The following is a 19916-nucleotide window of genomic DNA, read 5'->3' as shown; positions in this document are numbered from 1 at the left end:
ATACTCTCCAGATTTAAACTTAAAACCTACTAAGATAAGATGTTGTCATATAAAACTATTTCCTCCAGTCTTCTCCGATCACGAAATCTGCATAACTATTAATTCGATTTACAAAATCTTGCGTATCAGGATCAAGATTGCTATTATTTAATTCAGCAAGTGGAACGATTGAAGCATATATTTGATCATCATCTTCTTCTCCCATAAATGCTACTGGGGTAATTTCCAAGCCTGTCACCATTGTACGATCAGCTCCATTCAATTGCCCTTTCGAAATCTTTAAATTAGCAACTAGACTCAATACCGTATAACTGGGCCCTGCCATCGGGATGAAATTCCCTAAACTATAAAGAATGGGTACTGATTTATCAGGATCACTTTTAGGAGTATAAATCTCTACAGGCTGAATAACATGAGGATGTGTACCAATTACTGCATCCGCTCCAAGTTCTGCAAACCTTCTAGCCCAATCCATTTGCTCAGGCCAAGGGAAAAACTCCCATTCGGCACCCCAATGAGGGGTAACAATAACTAAGTCACAACCTTCAGCTCTTGCATTTTTAATTTGCTGCTCTATCCTTGCCATATCAGGATTTTCTTCAACACAAAATGAGGTGATATCCACTAACCAAGGTTCATCTTTTGGAATAGGCTTAAAGTTTACAGAGAATGTATGAGCTACCCAACCTATTTTTATGCCGTTGTGCGTAGTATACATTACTTCTTGAGAGTCAGATTCATTTTCGTAGACTCCAGTAAAACTGATCTCATCTTGATTTAGCACAGACATGTTCAATTCTATTCCTTCTTGTCCATTATCCATCACATGGTTATTGGCAAGTTGAAGTACATCAAACTTACGTCCTTTATGTCGAGTCAAACCTTTATACTCATCTCTAGTAAGACCGATACTAGGAGTTCCTCCAGTTTTAAACCCATCGGTAATTCCCATTGGCTCACCAAGAGCTATTGTAGATTCAAGATTTCCATAAATACAATCTGCACTAAAGATTAAGTCTTCAACAGCTTCATATATTCTGTCTTTTGATTTATCTGCATGTTTTCCCCTCATCAAGTCTCCAACCGCACTCATCCGATAAGATTTTTCTTCTTTAAAACCTTTGGGTTCTAAGTTGAATTGTGTCTTACGATAAGGAGCAAACTTTTCTTCTAATTGAGAACCTTTCTTGGGTGCTTTTATTGGGTTTAGTGCTTTCTGTGTATAATAAGCCCAAAATTCTGTGCTATTAGGATCAAAAAGAATATGTTCGGTTGCTCTCCATTTCCCTTCTTTGTGTGCTTTCTCAATAAATTGCTTCATTTGATTTTGGGTAGCTTGCTCAAAACCGTCAAGTGCAAATCCAAAATCTTTTGGCATATCAATCGGAATATATTTTTTCATAAAATATTCTTCTTTTTTATTTAAAATGTAGACCTCTTGATACAATTAGAAACCGAAAGTTACCCATTCACTTCGTCTATCTTTCAAATCGTTTTCTGTCCCTTCCATCGGTCCTTCGTCACCCAAATACCAACGAATTCTCATTTCGGGTTTAGATAAATCGGCGTTTATTTCTTGTAATGATCTTTCACTTGGACCTGCTTCAGCCAATTCTTCATCCACAAAAGCACAGTGAACAGCATCCATCAACTTAGTCGCATCCTCTCTTTGAAGTGGTTGTTCAAAGTTTTTATAAGTATCTCTTAAAATGCGTTGTCTCGTAAATGTATTATGTGCTGCTATATCAGGAGTATCAGGGTAAGTGTCGGGTGTTGGGTGCAAATGCACAGCATGGTTTGTTACGAAGAATGGCTCTCCTTCTACCCTATCAGTAAATACATAAGCTCCTGATTTTCCATCAATTTCAAATACAGTAGCATTACCGTCTTGGTCGGCAATTGTGATGTGGAAATTCAAGAAAGTTTGTGTAATTCTATTTCCTAATAATGCAGCTTTAGCCTCTTCTACGGTTTTACAAGAACTTACAAGTTTATGTAAAATGTGTGTATTGGCCATACCGGCTAAGTTACCTCCGCTTGAAGGTCCTGCTTCCAAACCATTTGTTTCTGGATCGCGCAACATAGTGATGAATAAACCATGTTCATTGATTGCATCTACGTAAGGAGTTAGCAATTCATTTGTACCACTGATGATACTACGTGTACCATTTTTAGGTCTAAACTCCACTACAACCCAACGTTCTGCGTGTCCCCAAGCACCTTCTGGTGCAGGTTTCCCAAATAAAGGACTCCATAAAACTAGAGCACTCATATCGTAGTTTCTAGAAACATAAGTAGAACCATTATCTGACTTCTCTTTTGGTAAAACTGCGGCTGAGCAAGTCTTCATAGAACCTAGATCGAAACCATCATAACTTTCATCATACCAATCAAAGGCTAAACTTGTACCATCATATTCATTATTATCTTCTGGAAGACCGAAAGCTTTAAATACACCTTTTTGCATCTCTGCCATTTCAGGCCAATTTTTTTCCATATAACTGCGTCTTGCAGCTCCATAGATAGGGTCGAAATACTTTTTTAATTCTACTCCAAAATCTTCTTTTGCAATCGTTGCTAAATCATAACCCATTTCTTCCCAAGTACCTTCTACTATAATGTGAGTTGGCTTACAATAATCACTTTTTTTATTTGGGAAATATTGTGTCATTTCTTGACTAGGGAAAATTTGTTTGTTTTTTAGAATACTCATTTTTCTATTTGTTTAAAGTGATAAATTTTAGAATCAATTTCCGTTTGATTACAATACAAAGGTCTATCTATTCTGCTTCAAACAACTAGAGAAAATCGTCAAGGAGTTGTAGAAAATCGTTAAACTGAAAATTTAAAAAGTTAGGTAAAAAGTGATTTAAAGACTAAACATAGATGAAGCCTTTTTAAACTTCATGATAACAGGGTTGTTCATTACCCCTTTAAGCGTCTTGAACGATAATCATTAGATAGAATTAATATCCTTTTTATCTCTTAATACTGATGGAGAAAAACCATAGGCATCTTTAAACATTCTACTCATATACCCAACATTAGTAAAATTCAAATCCATGGAAATCTCCGTTATACTTTTGTTTGTTCTACTAATTTGACGATATGCTTCTTCAATTTTTTGCTGATTATAAAACTGTAAGATCGGCTTGTCAAAAATTGACTTAAAGATTCTATTTAGTTTTGAAATACTCATCCCATAGTTCTCGCTCAACTCGGATAAACTGGGTTGCTTCGTGAAATCAGAAAGGTATTGATCTTTCAACTGCATCATCACCTTCAGATCATCTTCATGAATATTTTTCTTAAAACCATGAGCTTCTTTTTCCATTTTCTTACTTATTAAGGCTATTATTTCCAAGGGCTTTGTAAAGAAGTAGATATTCATTCTAGTTTTCTTATCTAGATTAAAAAATAAGGTTTTGACTAAGTTTTCTATTTCTACATCTAAAGGAAAGTACTTAAACCAAGAGCTTTTATCATAGATAAGTTTAGCTATTTCACTCGGTTGGTCACCCATAAATTTTTCAAAGGCACTCAAAGAAAAAATAATGGACAACCACTGACACTCCTTATCTAAAGGATATGCCACCTCAAAGTTTTGTTTGGAGTTATAAAAAAATACACCAAGATTATTGAAATGAAAGTCTTGTTCTTTATCAAGTAGAGTACCCGTAAAACCAATTTTCAAGGCAAAATAAGGTTGGTCTGTTTCCCTTCTCGCACTTCTAAATAAAACTGGTTTTTTAAAATGTAAAGTTGAAATAGAAATATAAATATCATCAAGAAAGTTGAAAGAATAAGCATCAATCTCACCCAGTTGATTTTCGACTTTTAAGTTTTCACCATCCCATTTTCCATTGAGATCTTTAGCTACTTTTTTATAAGCTTCGACAGGCGTTAATTCATCCCCTTCTATAATATATTCGTAATCCATAGTTTCAGTTTTCCTTAATGAATATACAAGGTTTAGGGCGTCTGAATCAATAGATTTTTTTAATAAAAAATGGGAAAGAGTACGCGACTCTTTCCCATTTCAATAATCATTATAGATAAATACTAGGACATATATTGTTGAGATAAAACTTTACTGTTCTTAGAGTTACTCTAAGAACTCACAAATGGATAGAGAGGCGAACGCAGTTCTTCATACTCCATTTCATACCATTTTTAGAGTCTAAAGAACTGCGTCAGCATCTTTCTTTCATAGATAAATCCTTAGATCGCTCCGCTAACTCTAAGGATAGTATTACTCGTTTTCTTTTGTCCTATTACTTCATCTATTTTAATAATTATGAATTATACTTTTTTCAATCATTATTTTCAAGTGCTTTTGCTATTGTTCGAGCCATTGTTTCTTCTTGATCAGCACCAGTTCCAGTACAAAACCATGCGATAACTAGATCATCTTTTGGGGAAATATAAAGTCCTTGACCACCAACACCTTTTTTGAGCATTGCGCCATCTTCAAAAACGGCATCCCATTGATAACGGTTAGCTATATTTTTATCTCTAGGAAAGTTTTCGACAAACAACTTACCTACATTTCCTTTGGCATACATTCGGTGCTTAGAACGATCATGAATCTTATTCATGATTGCTTGAGGAATAACTCTTTCTCCAGCTAATTTTTCACTAGATGGTGTAAAAGCCATTCCAAAACGAGCGAGGTCTCTAAGCGTTGAATTCATTCCCATAAATCCTAATGCATTCCCAGAAGGACTCATCACAATATTTGCATCATGATCCATGCCCATTTTTGACCAAATTCGTTCTCTTAATTGCTCGTTAAGAGGTCTCTCTCCTACTCTCTCTACAATTCTGTTTATCACGAATGTATTTATGGAATTATATTCAAAAGCAGTGTAAGCTGGCTTTACTCGTTCCATTTCTCGAAGTACCTCATCCCATTTTTGAGATAATCCTTTATTGTCAAAAATTCCGATATCATTAGTAGCTGCCCATTGATACCAAATTTGGTTAGGATTGGTTCTGGAATCCTCTAGAGGCTCATCATGTTCTGTTCCATTTAAACCTGTGGCCATATCCAAAGCTTCTTCAACCGTTACTGTATCCCATACTGAACCTTTCAATTCAACCAAATATTCACTTACAGGCTTTTTGACATCAACCTTTCTTTCCATTTCCAAGAAAGCCAACATCGTAGAGCCAACAACCTTACTAACTGAAAACCATATATGTTGATCATGCTCTCGCATTGTCTGATAACGTTCATATCTAACCTCACCATTTTTTACCACAATCATTGCATCAATTGGGTATTTCTCAAAATGCGAATTGACCGATAACTGCTCTCCCTTACGATTGATGTACTTTATGTTTTCTATATTATCATCAATTCTATAAGTCAAATCATTCCGTTTTTCTCCCTTGGCTATCCTTGCTACATTATAAAACTCAGGAATATTTTGCCAAGCATACTTTGTTTCATCACTAGCAAATTGAATCTTCACTTTATTCTCATCTTTAGAAAAAAACGTATTAATCTCATGTATTTTTTCTAATGAAATATTGGATGCAACATTCTCGGGTTTAGCTATTTTCATTGTTTTTAATTTGTTTCCTGATGCACCTCCTTTATGAATAACCTTAGATGACAATCCGAAAATCATTGTTCCTACAACTGTAAATAATAGGGTCTTAAATTCCATCTGCCTGTTCGTTAGTGAAAATTGTACGGTGAATTGTTTATGGTATTTTCATTTGTCAATTATTTGAAGAAATTTAATTCCTAGCCTTAACTGACAATACAAAGGTCATAGATTAAAAAGGGAAAGCTTTACATAAAATAAGCTCTCTGTTGCACAAAATCGTCAACTTCACCCCCCCTAGACATCTCCCCTTAAAATCATAGAGTCATCATAGAAAGTACTTGTTCAAATGAAATTCATCTGAAATAAGTTATTCTATGTGGCTACCTGTATTTCGAAACTTCACACTTCAGGTACTATCGATAGCATACACAAGTAGCGAGAACTAACTATTAAAATGAGAATAAATGGTTTCTAAGAAAGATAATTTCAATCAAGAGTTAAAAGAAGAAGTAGTCGTTTCAATAAAATACAATATAGATCACTCAAATGGTGAATTTGAAGGAAATGCCTTTATTAATCATATACTAACCAAAGGAGCATTAGATGTTTCTGTTGAACTCACCCTATTAGAAAACGGTGACCAAGCATTCAAAGTCGAAGTATTGTGCTACCCAGAAAAATTCGGACTTGTATCCAAAGAATTATTCATTCAGTCTTCTACCAAAGGTATGAAATATGCCCAAATCAATCGATTAAAACTTCCAATGGAAATTAAAGAAATCCACACTAAGTTTGGTGTTATACAGCAGAAAAACGTTACACTTCCAAGTGGAAAAATAATCTCTGTACTAGAAAAAAGCATTCTACAAGAATTAGCACAAAAAAATAATATAAGTATAGAAGAACTGAAACAGAGTATCAAATGATTCCTTTGAGAAAACTTGTTCAGCGGCAATTTGCCTTTGCAGTTTTTGCCTCTTTATACTTACTAGGTAGTCTTGTGCATGAGCATTTTAGGTCTGTGGCATTTATCCAAAGCCCTGTTCTTCCTTCCTTTATCATTTTAGCCGTTTATACTTTAAGTCTTTTGCTTTCGAAAAAAGTAAACAAAAAATGGTATAGAATTGCGATGATCCCCGCTATCCTATTTTTTGGTGGCCTTGGTGTGGTCGGTAACTTGATTCTTTTTATGAATTCAGGCTTAGCCTATTATTCCTCGTATAATATGTGGCTAATCGCTTTAGGTATCAATTTTTATGGAAGTATGCTTAATATTTTTGCTCTTTTAGGGCTATACAAAGAATAGAATTTGACTGCTATCTGATCTTATTTTTTCAAATCTGACGATTTTATGTAACTCCTTAATCATTTTATGATCAACAAGTCATTTTAAATTAGAGAAATTTGTCAGATTCAACTGAGTGTGTAGTTAGAATATCTTACCTAAATAAATCTCTTCATAAAATTGATTGAACAAGACTTAAATATCGTACTCATTTTTTCTAGTCTTATACTCTTTATGAGTTTAGGACTTCGGAAAATTCAACAACCTTATATTTTGGCTTATATCCTCGCAGGTGTCATGTTGGGACCACATGGATTTCAAGTTTTTACAGATGAGGAAAGTGCTGATGTAGCTGGTGAAATTGGACTAATCATTCTGATGTTTTTTATTGGAATGGAAATTTCGATAAAGAACTTTATCAAGAATTGGAAGATTGCATTTTTAGGTGCTGGATGTCAAGTACTATTTAGTGTCCTGTTAATGTATGGGCTAGGTATCTTCTTTGATTGGACATTTGAAAGAGTCTTATTGTTTGGGTTTGGAACCTCACTCAGTAGTTCTGCCGTAGTTATTCGACTAATCAATCAGTATAAATTAGAAAAGCACAAATTAGGACAGGACATCACTTTTATTCTGCTTACCCAAGATGTATTAGTTGCTCCTATGATTATCGTTATGAGTCTTGCTAGTGGAAAAGGTGTTGATTATACTGAAGTTTTATGGCAGATTTTTGGTGCAATAGTTCTTCTGATCATTATTGTGGATTTACTCAAAAGAGATCGGAAAAGTATAAAAGCATTAAGTTTCTTAAATGAAGATCATGAATTACAAGTTTTTGCAAGTTTGATCATCTGTTTTGGCTTGGCTCTATTTACCTCACTTTGTGGACTTTCACCTAGTTTAGGTGCTTTTGTGGCAGGACTGACCATGTATAATTCCAATGCCTCATCTTGGTTACATAAAACACTATCGCCATTCCGAATTATATTTGTATCAATCTTTTTTATCTCCGTAGGTATGATGATTGACATTCACTTTTTAACTCAACATTGGCAAACCATATTGGTGTTAGTACTTGCTGTCTTTATTAGTAATCACCTCATAAACTCTACCACACTTAGGATTTTAAAAAACTCGAACATACACAGTCTTTATGGAGGCTCTCTTTTGGCTCAAATTGGGGAATTCAGTTTTGTTTTGGCCTCTTTAGGTGTACAAAATAATATCATCAATAGTGAATCATATCAATATATCATCATTACAATTTCTATCACTATCTTTATCAGTTCGATTTGGGTGTCTCTATTTAAAAAAATCTATGAAATTCGATTTTCATAAAAAAAGAGTTACTCTATATTTCAGTATTTTTTTCGGAAGCTTATGATAATCGAGAAACGATACTAAGTCAGTTTATTTGCTTTCATTTGTAACTAAATTTGATGCACTAAGCATAAATAGTTTTTTGGATCAAAAAAATAAGCCACCTCAATCATTTAATGAGATGGCTTATTTATCATAAAAAATTAATACTTTATTGTATAACTGAAACCAGTTCAATTATTGATACTTGGCTGATACCCCCTTAGCATCACTATCCTTTATAAAGTTTCTAATATCCTCATTAGCTTGTTTCAAATCAGCTTTTCTTAGATACATCATGTGTCCACTTCTATAGCCTTTAAAACTAAAACGATCTCTCATTTTCCCACTTGGGTCTGTCTGCCACATACTGTATTTTGCATGGAAATAAGTTGTTGCGCCATCATAATAACCCGATTGATACATCACTTTTAAATACGGGTTTTGAGCCATTGCTTGACGAAGATTATCTCTTGTCTGATTGTTACTTCTATCCCAAGGGTGTACAGGGCCAAAAACATTATATTTTAAATCTGTTTTAAAGCCTAAGTGTTCTCTAACGTAATAATTGATTGCAGGAGTAAATGAATGAAGCCAAGATGTCAACTCAGGGCTATAGTCGGGTCTGATACCTGCATCTGTTTTATCGATTCCTAAATATCTAGAATCTAGTCGGCCAATAGTCTGGCCTTTTTCTTCTCTTAAAAGTTCTTTCCAGTAATATGAGGTTGGTAATGCCAAATTGTAGTTAAGGAAATCAGTTTTTGACAGTCCAGAAAAATATGCCATTTTTTCAGCAACAGCATTTCTTTCCTCTTCATCCACAAAACCACCTTTTGCTATTGTTGGGATCACTTGATTTACAGTATACTCTTCTATTTCTGGTAAAATCTCAAGTAAATCTTTTTGTTGAAGTTCTGAAGGTAGTTGTTTATGATACCAAGCGGTAGCTGCATAATATGGCAAATTTAATGCTGCAAAAAGTGGACTAGCTGTATCATAGATAATATAGTCGGCAGGAGAAACTAAAATAACTCCATTCAAATACATCCATTGTGCTTGTTGAAGTTCATGAGCAAGCCCCGAAACACGTGTCCCACCATAACTTTCACCGATTAAAAACTTAGGAGATAACCATCTTTCATTTCTTGTCACAAATGTATTTAGCCAAGCTGCCAAATATTTGATATCGGCATTTATACCAAAAAATTTATCTCTCTGAACCTCTTTACCATCTTCCGTAATTGTACGTGAATAGCCAGTATTTACAGGGTTTACATAAACGATGTCTGCTATATCTAAAATTGAATTCGGATTATCCTTCACTCCATAAGGTTGAATAGGATGACCTTCATCGTCAATATTCAAGATTTTAGGGCCTGTATATGCTAGATGCATCCAAACAGATGCTGAACCAGGTCCCCCATTAAAAGACATCACTAATGGTCTCTCTTCTGTTTTTCCTAGATTTTCAGCTTTGTAGTATGTATAAAAGAGTGTTGCGGTTACTTTACCTTTGTCATCCCAAACAGGTTGGGTTCCTGTCGTTGCTGAGTAAATGATCTTTTTTCCATTAATTGATGCTACATGTGATGTCACTACGGTCGTATCTACGGCTATTTTTTGATTTTGTGCATGAGCATTTGATAATACAAAAAGTGAAATAATTAAAGATAAAACAGATTTTATCTGTATTAAGCTTTGAGTATAGTTTAATTTCATAAATGAATTGGTTAAAACATTGATAGAAATTAAAAATAAGTATAATCATTAAAAGATTCTACTTCTCCTCAAAATGATCTCATTATTAACTTAAGTCCATAAAAAAACCGTCTCAACGAAGGTTGAAACGGTTAATATAATAAATCAATCAAGCTGATTATTTCTCTTTCTTAGGTAACTCAAACTGAATCGCATTTTTCACTTTTGTATTTAACAAAGCAATTTCAAGTACTTCTTCTGCATTTTTCACAAAATGAAGGGTCAGTCCTTTTAGGTATTGCTCTTCAATTTCATTTACGTCCTTCTTATTTTGGTCACTAAAGATAATTTCTTTAATACCTGCTCTTTTTGCAGCTAATAATTTTTCCTTAATTCCACCTACAGGAAGTACTGTACCTCGTAAAGTAATTTCACCAGTCATGGCTAACTTCTGCTTCACTTTACGTTGTGTGTAAATTGAAGCCATTGCTGTGAGCATCGTAATACCTGCTGATGGTCCATCTTTAGGAACTGCACCTGCTGGTACGTGAACATGAAGGTCATAATTTTCAAAGATATTGTAATCAATACCTAAACTTTTTGCTTGTGATCTTAGATAAGAAAGTGCCGTAGTTGCAGATTCTTTCATTACATCACCTAGCTGACCTGAAAGGGTAATACGACCTTTTCCTTTACTAAGACTTGACTCAATAAATAAGATTTCTCCACCTACTTGAGTCCAAGCAAGACCAGTCACTACACCTGCATGCTCGTTGTCTTGATACTTATCTTTATCAAAGTGAGCTACACCCAAAATTTCTTCAACATCATTACTTGAAAGACGTTTTTTGTACTCATCTTCCATAGCAATATGCGTAGCTATACTTCTTGAGACAGCTCCTAATTTTCTTTCCAAATTACGAACACCAGACTCTCTCGTATAACCTTCGATCACAGTTTTGATTCCTTTAGCATCTAAAGAGAAGTCACCCGATTTTAATCCGTGCTCTTTCTTTTGCTTCGGAAGCAAATGTTTCTTAGCAATTTCAGTCTTTTCTTCGAGCGTATATCCATTGATTTCAATGATCTCCATACGGTCACGGAGTGCAGGCTGAATTGTTTCCAAAGAGTTTGCTGTCGCAATAAACATCACTTTAGAAAGGTCATACTCAACTTCCAAGTAATTGTCTAAGAACGAATCATTTTGTTCTGGATCAAGTACTTCTAAGAATGCTGAAGATGGATCTCCTCTAAAATCGGCTCCAATTTTATCAATTTCATCTAGGATAAATACTGGATTGGAAGTACCTGCTTTCTTAATACTTTGCATGATACGACCAGCCATTGCACCAATATATGTTTTACGATGTCCTCTAATTTCAGACTCATCTTTAAGTCCACCCAAAGACATACGTACATATTTTCTTCCTAGTGCTTTAGCCACAGATTTACCCAATGAAGTTTTACCAACACCCGGAGGGCCATACAGACATAGAATAGGCGCTTTCATATCTTGTTTTAGCTTCAATACTGCTAAATACTCAATGATACGTTTTTTAACCTTATCTAAACCATAATGGTCTTTATCCAATATTTTCTGAGCCTTTTTAAGGTCTAAATCATCTTCAGTGAATTCATTCCATGGAAGGTCAAGCATAAACTCACAGTAGTTCAATGCTATTGGATATTCAGCAGAAGATGGATTCAAACGACCCAATTTATCTAACTCTTTATCAAAATGCTTTGCAACTTGCTCATGCCAATCTTTCTTAGCAGCTCTTTTTCTAAGCGATTCAATTTCCTGCTGAGGGCCTTCACCTCCTAATTCGTCTTGCAACACTTTCATTTGCTGACGTAGGAAATAATCTCTTTGCTGCTGATCAATATCTGAGCTTACCTTAGAATGAATTTCTTGCTTGATCTCAAGAATTTTAATCTCTCTATACATGTACTCTAATAAGGTTTTCACCTTCTCATGTACATTATTGATTTCAAGTAATCCTTGTTTCTCTTTTACTTCTGCATTAATATTTGAACACAAGAAGTTTAACAAGAACCCTAAACTTGAGATATTATCTAAAGCACCTGATGCTTCTTGCGGAATATCTGGATTTAGCTCTAAGATTTTATAAGCAGCTTCTTTAAGTGAATTGATAACAGCACTTGTTTCTTCTTCACTTTCAATAAGCTTATCCTCATGAACCATACGAACTTTAGCAGTTAGATATGGATCTTTTTGGATCGTTTCAACAGCTTCTATTTTCTTTTTACCTTGAATAATAATTGTAGTATTCCCATCAGGTAGTACCAAAACCTTTAAGATTTTAGCTACTGTACCATACTTATAGAGTTCTTCAAGGCTTGGGTCATCACTGTTACTGTTACGTTGAGTGATAACACCTATCGTTTTATTATCTTTATATGCTTTCTTGACTAACTTTACTGATTTTTTTCTTCCTACAGTGATGGGCAAAACGACGCCCGGAAAAAGTACCATATTACGAAGAGGAAGAATTGGAAGTTCCATTTCGTCAATATCGTCAAATTCCTTATCGTCTCCTTCTGCAGGGATAATTGATATCAATTGATCAGAATCTAAATCTGAAAACTGACTCAACATCCTTAATTCACTATTTAACTTACTTCTCATCAGCGTTTGTTATGTTTCCTCAACATAGAAATGAACAGACCCAATCTGCTCTACTTTCAATGATGAAGTTATATTTTAAATTTGTAGTCTTAAAGTTATACAATTAGGATGCCTTTGTAGAATGACTTATACCCATATTTTAAGAATAAACAGAAAACAGCCGAAAAATCTTTCATTTTCAGATAGATATGATTAAAGTTTTTTTTTCATTTTAAATAGATCAAAAAATATATGTCATTTCTTCATGACAAAAAGGCGTTATTCCTCTAAAAAATGTCATATTTTCAATTTCTTTGAAGAAATTTAAGACATCTGATATACATTATTTCAGTTAAGGTCGTTTTAAATTTTATAATCGCAGATCAAAATATATCTCAATTAATAATGATTAGGAGGCTATTTTTTCTTTCAGCTTTACTGTTAGTTTGGACCAGTATTTCATATGCTCAACTTCCCAATGAAGATGAGAATAAGCATATGATCGTAAAAGAACTTGTTCCTACTAACAAAAAATCTTTATTATCCGCTCCGCTATTATCATTTTCAAATATCGATAATAAAAAACCATATCTTGATCGCTCTAAAAAAGCACAATTAAGAAGGTTAAAGGTAAATGAGCATTGGGATCAGTATATCCAACACACCGCAGATTATATCTCTAACTATACTGTTCAAGACTTTAAAAATCCTGAAACGCTTAATCTTCTTTGGTCTTTAGCTAAAAAATGTCAGGAACATGACGAAAATGAATTAGCAAAAGACTTGTACAGACTAATTTTAAAACATGATCGCAGATTTTTAAGAGTTGCACTCGAAAAATATGATTCTTTGAACTACAATGATCAGATCATTTATGCGGATACTAGCCATTATTATAGATTGGTCGAGCAACGAAAATTGATTGACACTTTGGCTGTACCAAAAGATGTTTTGGTTGAGATGTCAGATAATATCAATTCTATTTTTGATGATTATGGCATGACTTATTCCGTATTTGATCAAGCTTTACTTTTTACATCAAACAGAACTGACAGAGATACAAGCGATCTTGCTATCATTAAAGAAGATTTATACGGAGCGAAAATAAATGAAGACATTTTTATAGCCTACAAAGAAAAATACGACTGGACTGAAGCCGTTCCTTTCGATGCGATCAACTCTGAATACAAAGAAGGCTCACCATGCATGTCTCAAGATGGACAAGAGCTATATTTTGTAAGATGTAATAGTTCTCTTGGGCTAGGAGACTGTGACCTCTATGTCTCTAAAAAAGATGCTGAAGGGAACTGGGGTGTTCCAGAAAACCTTGGCCCTAATGTGAATTCTGTGAATTGGGATTCTCATCCGACATTAAGTCCTAAAGCTGACACACTATACTTTTCTTCAAATAGAGGTGGCGGATTTGGTGGCTCAGATTTGTATTATAGTACAAAAAACCATGACGGAGAATGGAACAAAGCAAGAAATATGGGACCTGTCATCAATACTAAAAACGATGAAGTAAGTCCATTTTTCCATCCTAAATACAGTGTTTTGTATTTTAGTTCGAATGGGCAACTATTGAATTTCGGTAATTTTGACATCTATAAATCTTATTTACTTCCAGATGGGAAACACACTGAACCTCTCAATGTGGGACCTTTAGTAAATGGTATAGGAAATGAATTCTATTTTTCGATTGATACTGACTCTAAGTGGCTTTTCTATTCCAAAAGTTCAAAAGGAAAAGCTGGTGATGTCTTGAATATTCATTCCTTTGGTCTACCTATGGGAGCAAAACCTAACAATACCATCAGATTTTCGGGTATTGTAAAAGAACCTACCACAGGTGAAACTTTTGAAGGAGTTGTTACGATCATTGATGTGAGTGAAGCAACTGAGGTCGCACCAAGGCACATAAGACCAGATGGTTCCTTTGATTTCGAGTTGATTGATAATCGTGATTATCTGTTAATTGTTGAAGGTGATAACTTCTTTAAATTTGAAGAACTATTCCATTTGAATGGAGAAACACACGTTGAGATTCCTGTGGTAAGGAATAATACCAGTATCACTTTTGAGTCAATTGACTTTGAAAGTGGCAGTTATAGACTTCTCCCTGAGATGGAAAATAACTTACACCTCATCATACAATTTTTAGAACAATATCCTGACTTTCATATCATGGTGATTGGCCACACCGATGAAGATGGAAATCATCAGTTGAATATTGATTTATCTCAGAAAAGAGCCGATGCTATCCGAGACTATATATTGTCTTATGGAGGATTCGAAAACGACAGAGTTTATGCTTTTGGATTAGGAAGTACCGCACCAATTCATACTGTAGCTGATACCGAAGAAGAAAAAAGAATGAACAGACGAGTCGAGTTTAAAATATTCAGAAGTACGAATGAGCTTCAAGAAAAATATAAAGAACTGCTAAACTAAGAAGGGAGCCTAATCAAAATGATTAGGCTCTTTTTTTATGTTTAAGCTAGACTGTCGTAGCTCGTTTTGCTTTATCCCAAACCACACTCTGACTTCCTTTTACCAATCTGAAATAGCCTAAGAATACACTGTAATTCATCATAATAAAGTAGAAAGGCATAAATAAGATCTTTGAGCGAATTTTTCTTTTCTCAAAAACCCAGCCTAAACCAGCTAACAAATAGAATGTCACTTGTGCATACCATAAGAATGAATAAAATCCACCTACTTCGAAATGCAATAAGCTATTAGTGATAAGTATAATCGGTAAAGCAAGTGGGCTTAACGTCCATCTGATTGCTCGGTGTGATATGTACTGAAATGTGAGAATACCAAATTTGAAGAAGTTCAGTAGTGGTACTAATCGGATGACAGCTTGAATTCCTCCAGCCGAAATCCTTACTTTTCTTTTAAACTCTTCTTTAATATTCATAGAAGATGTTTCACTAGCAGTTGCCTCTTTTTCATAGACAACTTTGTAACCTTGGGCAGCTATTCGCATCGTCATCAGAAAATCTTCGATCAGCGCATCAGATTCCATTTCTGTATACAAATCATTTCGAATTGCGAACAGCTCGCCTGCTGCACCCATTGTACTGTACAACTCCGAATCAAGCTCTTTTAACTTTGATTCATATTTCCAATAAATTCCTTCTCCTGCATTGCTAGCATCCCCTTCTTCCGCTTGAATAATTCGCTTCTCTCCTGCCACAGCACCAACGGTTGGGTACTGAAAATGTCTGACTATATTTAAAATTGCTTCTTTATTAAGTGTTGTATTTGCATCTGAGAAAATCACAATTGGGCTTTCAATCAGTTTCATGATACGATTAACAGCCGCAATCTTCCCTTTTCGTTCAGGACTAAATTCTAAAGTAACTTCTTCGTAATTCTTAATGATTTCATTGGTTCTGTCTGTGCTCCCATCCGTTACAAAAAGATATTTAATCTTATCCTTTGGGTAATCAAGTGACAAACTATTCAGAATCTTTTCTTCAATACAATCTTCTTCATTGTAGGCAGCTACAACAAACGTTACTTCTGGGTAATAGTCTTCATTGTATTTCACACTTCTCGGAAATAAGAAGTTTTTCAACTTCACCAATCCGTACAGAATAACTCCATACCCTACAAAGGCATAGATCACAATAACAATTGAAAGCCAAAATAGAAATTCCATATTTAGTTAGTAATTGTAGGGTTTAAACCATCTTTAACGCCTTTATAAAATGCTTTTGCGAGGTTCCAATCGCCAAAAACAAGCAATTCAATCAGTTTCTTGGGTATGACGAATGAGAAAATGAAGCTTTTGAAAAACAGGTCATTTTTGGGGTAATGACGTTTCATAAACCAAAGTCGATTTCGAGTTTGGTAGTACATTTTGAGAGGGCTATTTTTTCCTGTACTCATCGATTCTTTATGAAGAATATTTGCACTCCCATCATAATAAATCTTGAACCCACTTTTCTTTATAGATTCACACCAATCCAATTCTTCGTAGTACAAGAAATAATCAGTTTGCATAGGCCCCACCAAATCAATTACTGATTTACGAATCATCATTGCAGCTCCATGTGCAAAATCAGTTTCATAAAAAGCATCGTATTGCCCTGTATCTTTCTCCCGATGACCAATCATTTTATTCCTCCCTGTAAAAGGGTTGATTGCTGTCAGTCCAGCGTATTGAATGTGATCTGGTTGAAAGAAGTATTGTATTTTAGGGCTTATTGCACCTATGTATTTCTCCTTTTCTAATTTTTCAATGAGTGGAAGAATTGTACGATCAGTAAATTCCGTATCGTTATTCACTAAGTATACATAATCTCCTTTTGCTTCTTTGATACCAAGATTATTAGCTCCTGCAAAACCCAAGTTCTTTTCAGAGACAATGACTTTTACCTCAGGATACACTTGTTCAAAGTCTTTTGTATAATCTTTCAAGGAGCCATTGTCCACAACTATTACTTCTAGCGCTGGATAATTAGCTTTTGAAATAGAAGCTAACATTTCCATCGTGATTTTTTCGTTACAGAAATTAATCGTTACGATAGATACTAATGGCGTAGCAATATCCTCAGTTTTGTTGGTAGCTGTCTTGGGCTTGTTTTGATACATCTTTTGTCTGAATTTTTTCCCAATTCTTAGTTTCGAAATTGTAATACTTTACAAGTTTGGCTGGATTCCCCACAGCAATGTGATAATCTGGTACTGATTTGGTCACAACACTTCCTGCACCAATAATCGAATTTTTACCGATTCGCACCCCTGCCGTAATTGTAGCATTTGCTCCAATCCAAGCACCATCATCAATAATGATTTCCTCTGTTGAAACACCTTGGTCTTTGATCGGAATATTGATTTGCTGATAATTATGATTCAAACCCGAAACCACAATGTTTTGTGCAAGAATAACATTATCACCGATTGTGACTGGAGCGATTAATACATTTCCGAGACCAACTCTTGAGTTTTCTCCAATCTTTAATGCTCCCACACCATTATTTAGGGTTGAAAAATCTTCAACAGTGCTATAAGCCCCCAATGAAAATGAGTTAAATGGAAATAGATCAGCTCTAACAGAGCTACAGACTTTACTTCCCTTGGATCTCTTATGATAGAAAGGATTTACAAACCATTTTACCCACGTTCTAGGGCGAGCTTCACCTTTGGGAATAATCATTCGATGGGCGAGAGATTTGATTTTAGGGTTTTGTTTTACCCAACTCAATATGCTCATATCAATACCTCCTTATTCTTTAGCGCATTTTTGAAAATCGCTTCCCAATTACAGATTCTATGATCCCAAGTATTTTTTGCAGCAAATACCTTACGGTCAGCAATTTTCACCTCTGAATCTTCTTCAATAGCCTTCTCTATCTGACTTGTAAATTGTCTGATTCCCAAATATCTGTAGGTTACATTTCCAAATTCACTCAAGTCTGTAAAATCACTTGTAATGACAGGTTTACCCATTGCCAAATATTCGTTGATTTTCAGAGGGTAAATATGCTTCGTCAATTCAGTTCGTCGGAATGGAATCAGACATACATCAGCACCTTTGATATAAGCAGGGATGTCTTCAAATGCTTTCTGACCTAGAAAATGGACGTTAGGTAGCTTCTTGAGTTCTTGTCCTCTAAATTCTCGTTGATTTATAGGTCCGATGAAAACAAAGCTGTAATCAGGCATATTTTCAGCGGCTTCTTTTATCAGTTGATAATCCAATCTCAGACCTATATTTCCTGTGTAAACTAATTTCTTACCAGGGATCATGGCTAAATCTTCAGGAACTTCAGCATCCAAACTTTTTTGGAAAAACTCGTAGTCTACTGCATTTTCAACCGCATAACAGTTTTCATTAAACTTATACAGCTTTTTCTTTAAAGGTCGTGAAGTGCAGATTACAAAATCTGCTTTGTTACAAGCTGATTTTTCAGCTTCTACGCCATGTTTTGCAATGTATTTTTCTCCAGAAATTAAGTCAACACAATGATATACGTTCAGAATCACTCGTTTCGAAGTATAGATTCTTGAATACACAGGATCAAAAGAATTTACATAGATAAATTCTTCAACACCATACTTATCCAATACATCATCAATCTGTTTCCAAACTTGCTGATTTACATAATTACAAAACTTCTGATAGATGAATCCTTTAGGTAAAAAATTGATAGGTAGAACAGGCTTAGGACAGACATTTATAAAGTTTGGGAGTTCTGGGTATGGTGTCTGATAGTACAAATCATCAGCCCAAAGAGCAGTTCTTTCCATCAACTGTGGGCTGTCTTTAGAGCCAAGCTTATCTTTTAAAGTAAACGGGTGATCTATGTAAAAAACTTGATGATTTTCTGAGAGCTTTTTGGCTACCGTTACAGAGGTGGAGGCATAAGGACCATCCCAACGGGGTAAGCCTTGAAAAACAATTGGTAGATTTTCAAAATTCATAGATAGTAATTAGGTTAATTTCTTAATAGGTTGATTTAGCTTTTCAGCTTAAGCATATAGTTTGGCATACTTCTTATCTGCTGCCATATATTTTGGTAGTAAGGCAATCAATTCATACCACCAATAGAAATTTAAGGCTAGTCCCAAGAAGAATTCTTTTGGTTTATGAATGAATTTAAAACGAGATTTTAATTGTCTGAACTGATGTACTAGAAATACTTCCCAATAGATTGTCACCCATGGTGATGAATTTCTTTTTTCCTTGTAAGTCTTCGCATCTTTATGATAAAGAAGAAATTCACTTTCAAGCATTTTCATTCTTTTACTTAGCTTTTTGAAAGATTCTTCTCTAGGCGGATGAATAATGAGCATTTCTGAATAGAAGATCATGGGCCCTTCTTTTTCCAATCGCCAAGCAATATCGGCATCTTCATTATGTGCAAAAGGAAAACTCTCATCGAAGCCTCCAACTCTTTCAAAGTAATCTTTCCGATAGGCTACATTGCAAGTTGGCCATGCAGAGTGCCCTGCCTCATTATGAATCTGATGTGTAAGCGGAGTACATTCTTTTTTGTTGGTCAAGGTTTTTCCTTGTAAACCTATCACTTTTGGAAACTTTGAAAAACCAGTAATAATGGCTTTCAACCACTCTTTACTTACAAGACAATCATCGTCTGTAAATGCAATATATTTTCCTTGTGCAAGCTTAGCCCCATTGTTACGAGCAGCTGCAGGACCTGCCCCTTTCTGACTAATATATTTTAGTACCGAAAATTGTTTCTGAAATGCTTCAATTTCTTTTTCTGTACCATCCACACAGCCGTCACAAACAACAATGACTTCAAATTGGATAGTCTCTGTATCACTTTCTTTAATAGATTTTAAAAGTTGGATCAAAGACGCTTTCCGATTATGTGAAGGAATAACGATTGAAATATCCATTCGA

Annotated in this window: 15 protein-coding genes; 4 read left to right on the top strand and 11 right to left on the bottom strand. The window is 34.8% G+C overall.

What is annotated here, in order from left to right; translation table 11 throughout:
* Positions 1-55: 55 nt before the first annotated feature.
* From BC781_RS21170 to BC781_RS21155, 4 genes are all read right to left on the bottom strand, one after another.
* Complete coding sequence (locus tag BC781_RS21170) at positions 56-1402, bottom strand: CapA family protein (protein WP_146201752.1); 1347 nt, start codon at positions 1400-1402, stop codon at positions 56-58.
* Between the two features lie 45 nt (positions 1403-1447).
* Positions 1448-2713 carry a C45 family autoproteolytic acyltransferase/hydolase gene (locus tag BC781_RS21165; RefSeq protein ID WP_109621678.1) on the bottom strand — a complete coding sequence of 422 codons (1266 nt, stop codon included), beginning with the start codon at positions 2711-2713 and terminating at the stop codon, positions 1448-1450.
* Positions 2714-2956: 243 nt separating this feature from the next.
* Positions 2957-3940: a helix-turn-helix domain-containing protein gene (locus BC781_RS21160; RefSeq protein ID WP_109621676.1), complete on the bottom strand. Its 984-nt coding sequence runs from the start codon at positions 3938-3940 to the stop codon at positions 2957-2959.
* A gap of 373 nt (positions 3941-4313) precedes the next feature.
* Entirely contained in the window at positions 4314-5675 is a 1362-nt protein-coding gene (locus tag BC781_RS21155) for a serine hydrolase domain-containing protein (RefSeq protein WP_109621674.1), read from the bottom strand.
* Between the two features lie 347 nt (positions 5676-6022).
* Between BC781_RS21155 and larC the strand changes: the two genes are divergently transcribed.
* The 3 genes from larC to BC781_RS21140 all read left to right on the top strand — a co-directional run bounded on the left by larC (position 6023) and on the right by BC781_RS21140 (position 8181).
* Positions 6023-6484, top strand: a complete 462-nt coding sequence (larC, locus tag BC781_RS21150; RefSeq protein ID WP_109621672.1) for a nickel insertion protein — start codon at positions 6023-6025, stop codon at positions 6482-6484.
* Positions 6481-6864, top strand: coding sequence for a hypothetical protein (locus tag BC781_RS21145; protein WP_109621670.1), 384 nt, complete (start codon positions 6481-6483; stop codon positions 6862-6864). Before larC ends, BC781_RS21145 begins: the two co-directional genes overlap by 4 nt.
* Positions 6865-7077: 213 nt before the next feature.
* The gene (locus BC781_RS21140; protein ID WP_109621667.1) at positions 7078-8181 is read left to right on the top strand and encodes a cation:proton antiporter domain-containing protein; all 1104 of its coding nucleotides are present in this window, start codon (positions 7078-7080) and stop codon (positions 8179-8181) included.
* A gap of 219 nt (positions 8182-8400) precedes the next feature.
* Here the strand turns inward: BC781_RS21140 and BC781_RS21135 are convergent, their stop codons facing one another.
* Complete coding sequence (locus tag BC781_RS21135) at positions 8401-9924, bottom strand: S10 family peptidase (RefSeq protein WP_109621666.1); 1524 nt, start codon at positions 9922-9924, stop codon at positions 8401-8403.
* A gap of 157 nt (positions 9925-10081) precedes the next feature.
* Positions 10082-12553 (bottom strand): endopeptidase La, encoded by a 2472-nt coding sequence (gene lon, locus BC781_RS21130; RefSeq protein WP_245935644.1) that lies wholly within the window; start codon positions 12551-12553, stop codon positions 10082-10084.
* Positions 12554-12937: 384 nt separating this feature from the next.
* Between lon and BC781_RS21125 the strand changes: the two genes are divergently transcribed.
* Positions 12938-14983, top strand: coding sequence for an OmpA family protein (locus BC781_RS21125; protein WP_109621662.1), 2046 nt, complete (start codon positions 12938-12940; stop codon positions 14981-14983).
* A gap of 46 nt (positions 14984-15029) precedes the next feature.
* Here the strand turns inward: BC781_RS21125 and BC781_RS21120 are convergent, their stop codons facing one another.
* From BC781_RS21120 to BC781_RS21100, 5 genes are read right to left on the bottom strand one after another with little or no spacing between them, the layout of a single operon-like run.
* Entirely contained in the window at positions 15030-16202 is a 1173-nt protein-coding gene (locus BC781_RS21120; RefSeq protein ID WP_109621660.1) for a glycosyltransferase family 2 protein, read from the bottom strand.
* Positions 16203-16204: 2 nt separating this feature from the next.
* A complete protein-coding gene (locus BC781_RS21115) occupies positions 16205-17137 on the bottom strand; it encodes a glycosyltransferase family 2 protein (RefSeq protein ID WP_109621657.1) in 933 nt (310 codons plus the stop codon).
* Positions 17097-17759 (bottom strand): acyltransferase, encoded by a 663-nt coding sequence (locus tag BC781_RS21110; protein ID WP_109621655.1) that lies wholly within the window; start codon positions 17757-17759, stop codon positions 17097-17099. Before BC781_RS21110 ends, BC781_RS21115 begins: the two co-directional genes overlap by 41 nt.
* Positions 17756-18970: a glycosyltransferase gene (locus BC781_RS21105; RefSeq protein ID WP_109621653.1), complete on the bottom strand. Its 1215-nt coding sequence runs from the start codon at positions 18968-18970 to the stop codon at positions 17756-17758. The genes BC781_RS21110 and BC781_RS21105 overlap by 4 nt, the downstream gene beginning before the upstream one ends.
* Before the next feature lie 48 nt (positions 18971-19018).
* The gene (locus BC781_RS21100) at positions 19019-19912 is read right to left on the bottom strand and encodes a glycosyltransferase family 2 protein (protein ID WP_109621651.1); all 894 of its coding nucleotides are present in this window, start codon (positions 19910-19912) and stop codon (positions 19019-19021) included.
* Positions 19913-19916 lie beyond the last annotated feature (4 nt).

This window comes from Sediminitomix flava (assembly GCF_003149185.1).
In the GTDB taxonomy this organism is placed as follows: Bacteria; Bacteroidota; Bacteroidia; order Cytophagales; family Flammeovirgaceae; genus Sediminitomix; species Sediminitomix flava.
The sequence above is the reverse complement of the archived record's forward strand: the minus strand, read 5'-3'. Positions and strand labels throughout refer to the sequence as shown.

Coding starts and splice junctions, on each gene's coding strand:
- BC781_RS21115 (WP_109621657.1), bottom strand. CDS start 17,137: ATGTATCAAAACAAGCCCAAGACAGCTACCAACAAAACTGAGGATATT.
- BC781_RS21125 (WP_109621662.1), top strand. CDS start 12,938: ATGATTAGGAGGCTATTTTTTCTTTCAGCTTTACTGTTAGTTTGGACC.
- BC781_RS21155 (WP_109621674.1), bottom strand. CDS start 5,675: ATGGAATTTAAGACCCTATTATTTACAGTTGTAGGAACAATGATTTTC.
- BC781_RS21110 (WP_109621655.1), bottom strand. CDS start 17,759: ATGAGCATATTGAGTTGGGTAAAACAAAACCCTAAAATCAAATCTCTC.
- BC781_RS21120 (WP_109621660.1), bottom strand. CDS start 16,202: ATGGAATTTCTATTTTGGCTTTCAATTGTTATTGTGATCTATGCCTTT.
- lon (WP_245935644.1), bottom strand. CDS start 12,553: ATGAGAAGTAAGTTAAATAGTGAATTAAGGATGTTGAGTCAGTTTTCA.
- BC781_RS21170 (WP_146201752.1), bottom strand. CDS start 1,402: ATGAAAAAATATATTCCGATTGATATGCCAAAAGATTTTGGATTTGCA.
- BC781_RS21160 (WP_109621676.1), bottom strand. CDS start 3,940: ATGGATTACGAATATATTATAGAAGGGGATGAATTAACGCCTGTCGAA.
- BC781_RS21135 (WP_109621666.1), bottom strand. CDS start 9,924: ATGAAATTAAACTATACTCAAAGCTTAATACAGATAAAATCTGTTTTA.
- BC781_RS21140 (WP_109621667.1), top strand. CDS start 7,078: ATGAGTTTAGGACTTCGGAAAATTCAACAACCTTATATTTTGGCTTAT.
- BC781_RS21145 (WP_109621670.1), top strand. CDS start 6,481: ATGATTCCTTTGAGAAAACTTGTTCAGCGGCAATTTGCCTTTGCAGTT.
- BC781_RS21165 (WP_109621678.1), bottom strand. CDS start 2,713: ATGAGTATTCTAAAAAACAAACAAATTTTCCCTAGTCAAGAAATGACA.
- BC781_RS21105 (WP_109621653.1), bottom strand. CDS start 18,970: ATGAATTTTGAAAATCTACCAATTGTTTTTCAAGGCTTACCCCGTTGG.
- larC (WP_109621672.1), top strand. CDS start 6,023: ATGGTTTCTAAGAAAGATAATTTCAATCAAGAGTTAAAAGAAGAAGTA.
- BC781_RS21100 (WP_109621651.1), bottom strand. CDS start 19,912: ATGGATATTTCAATCGTTATTCCTTCACATAATCGGAAAGCGTCTTTG.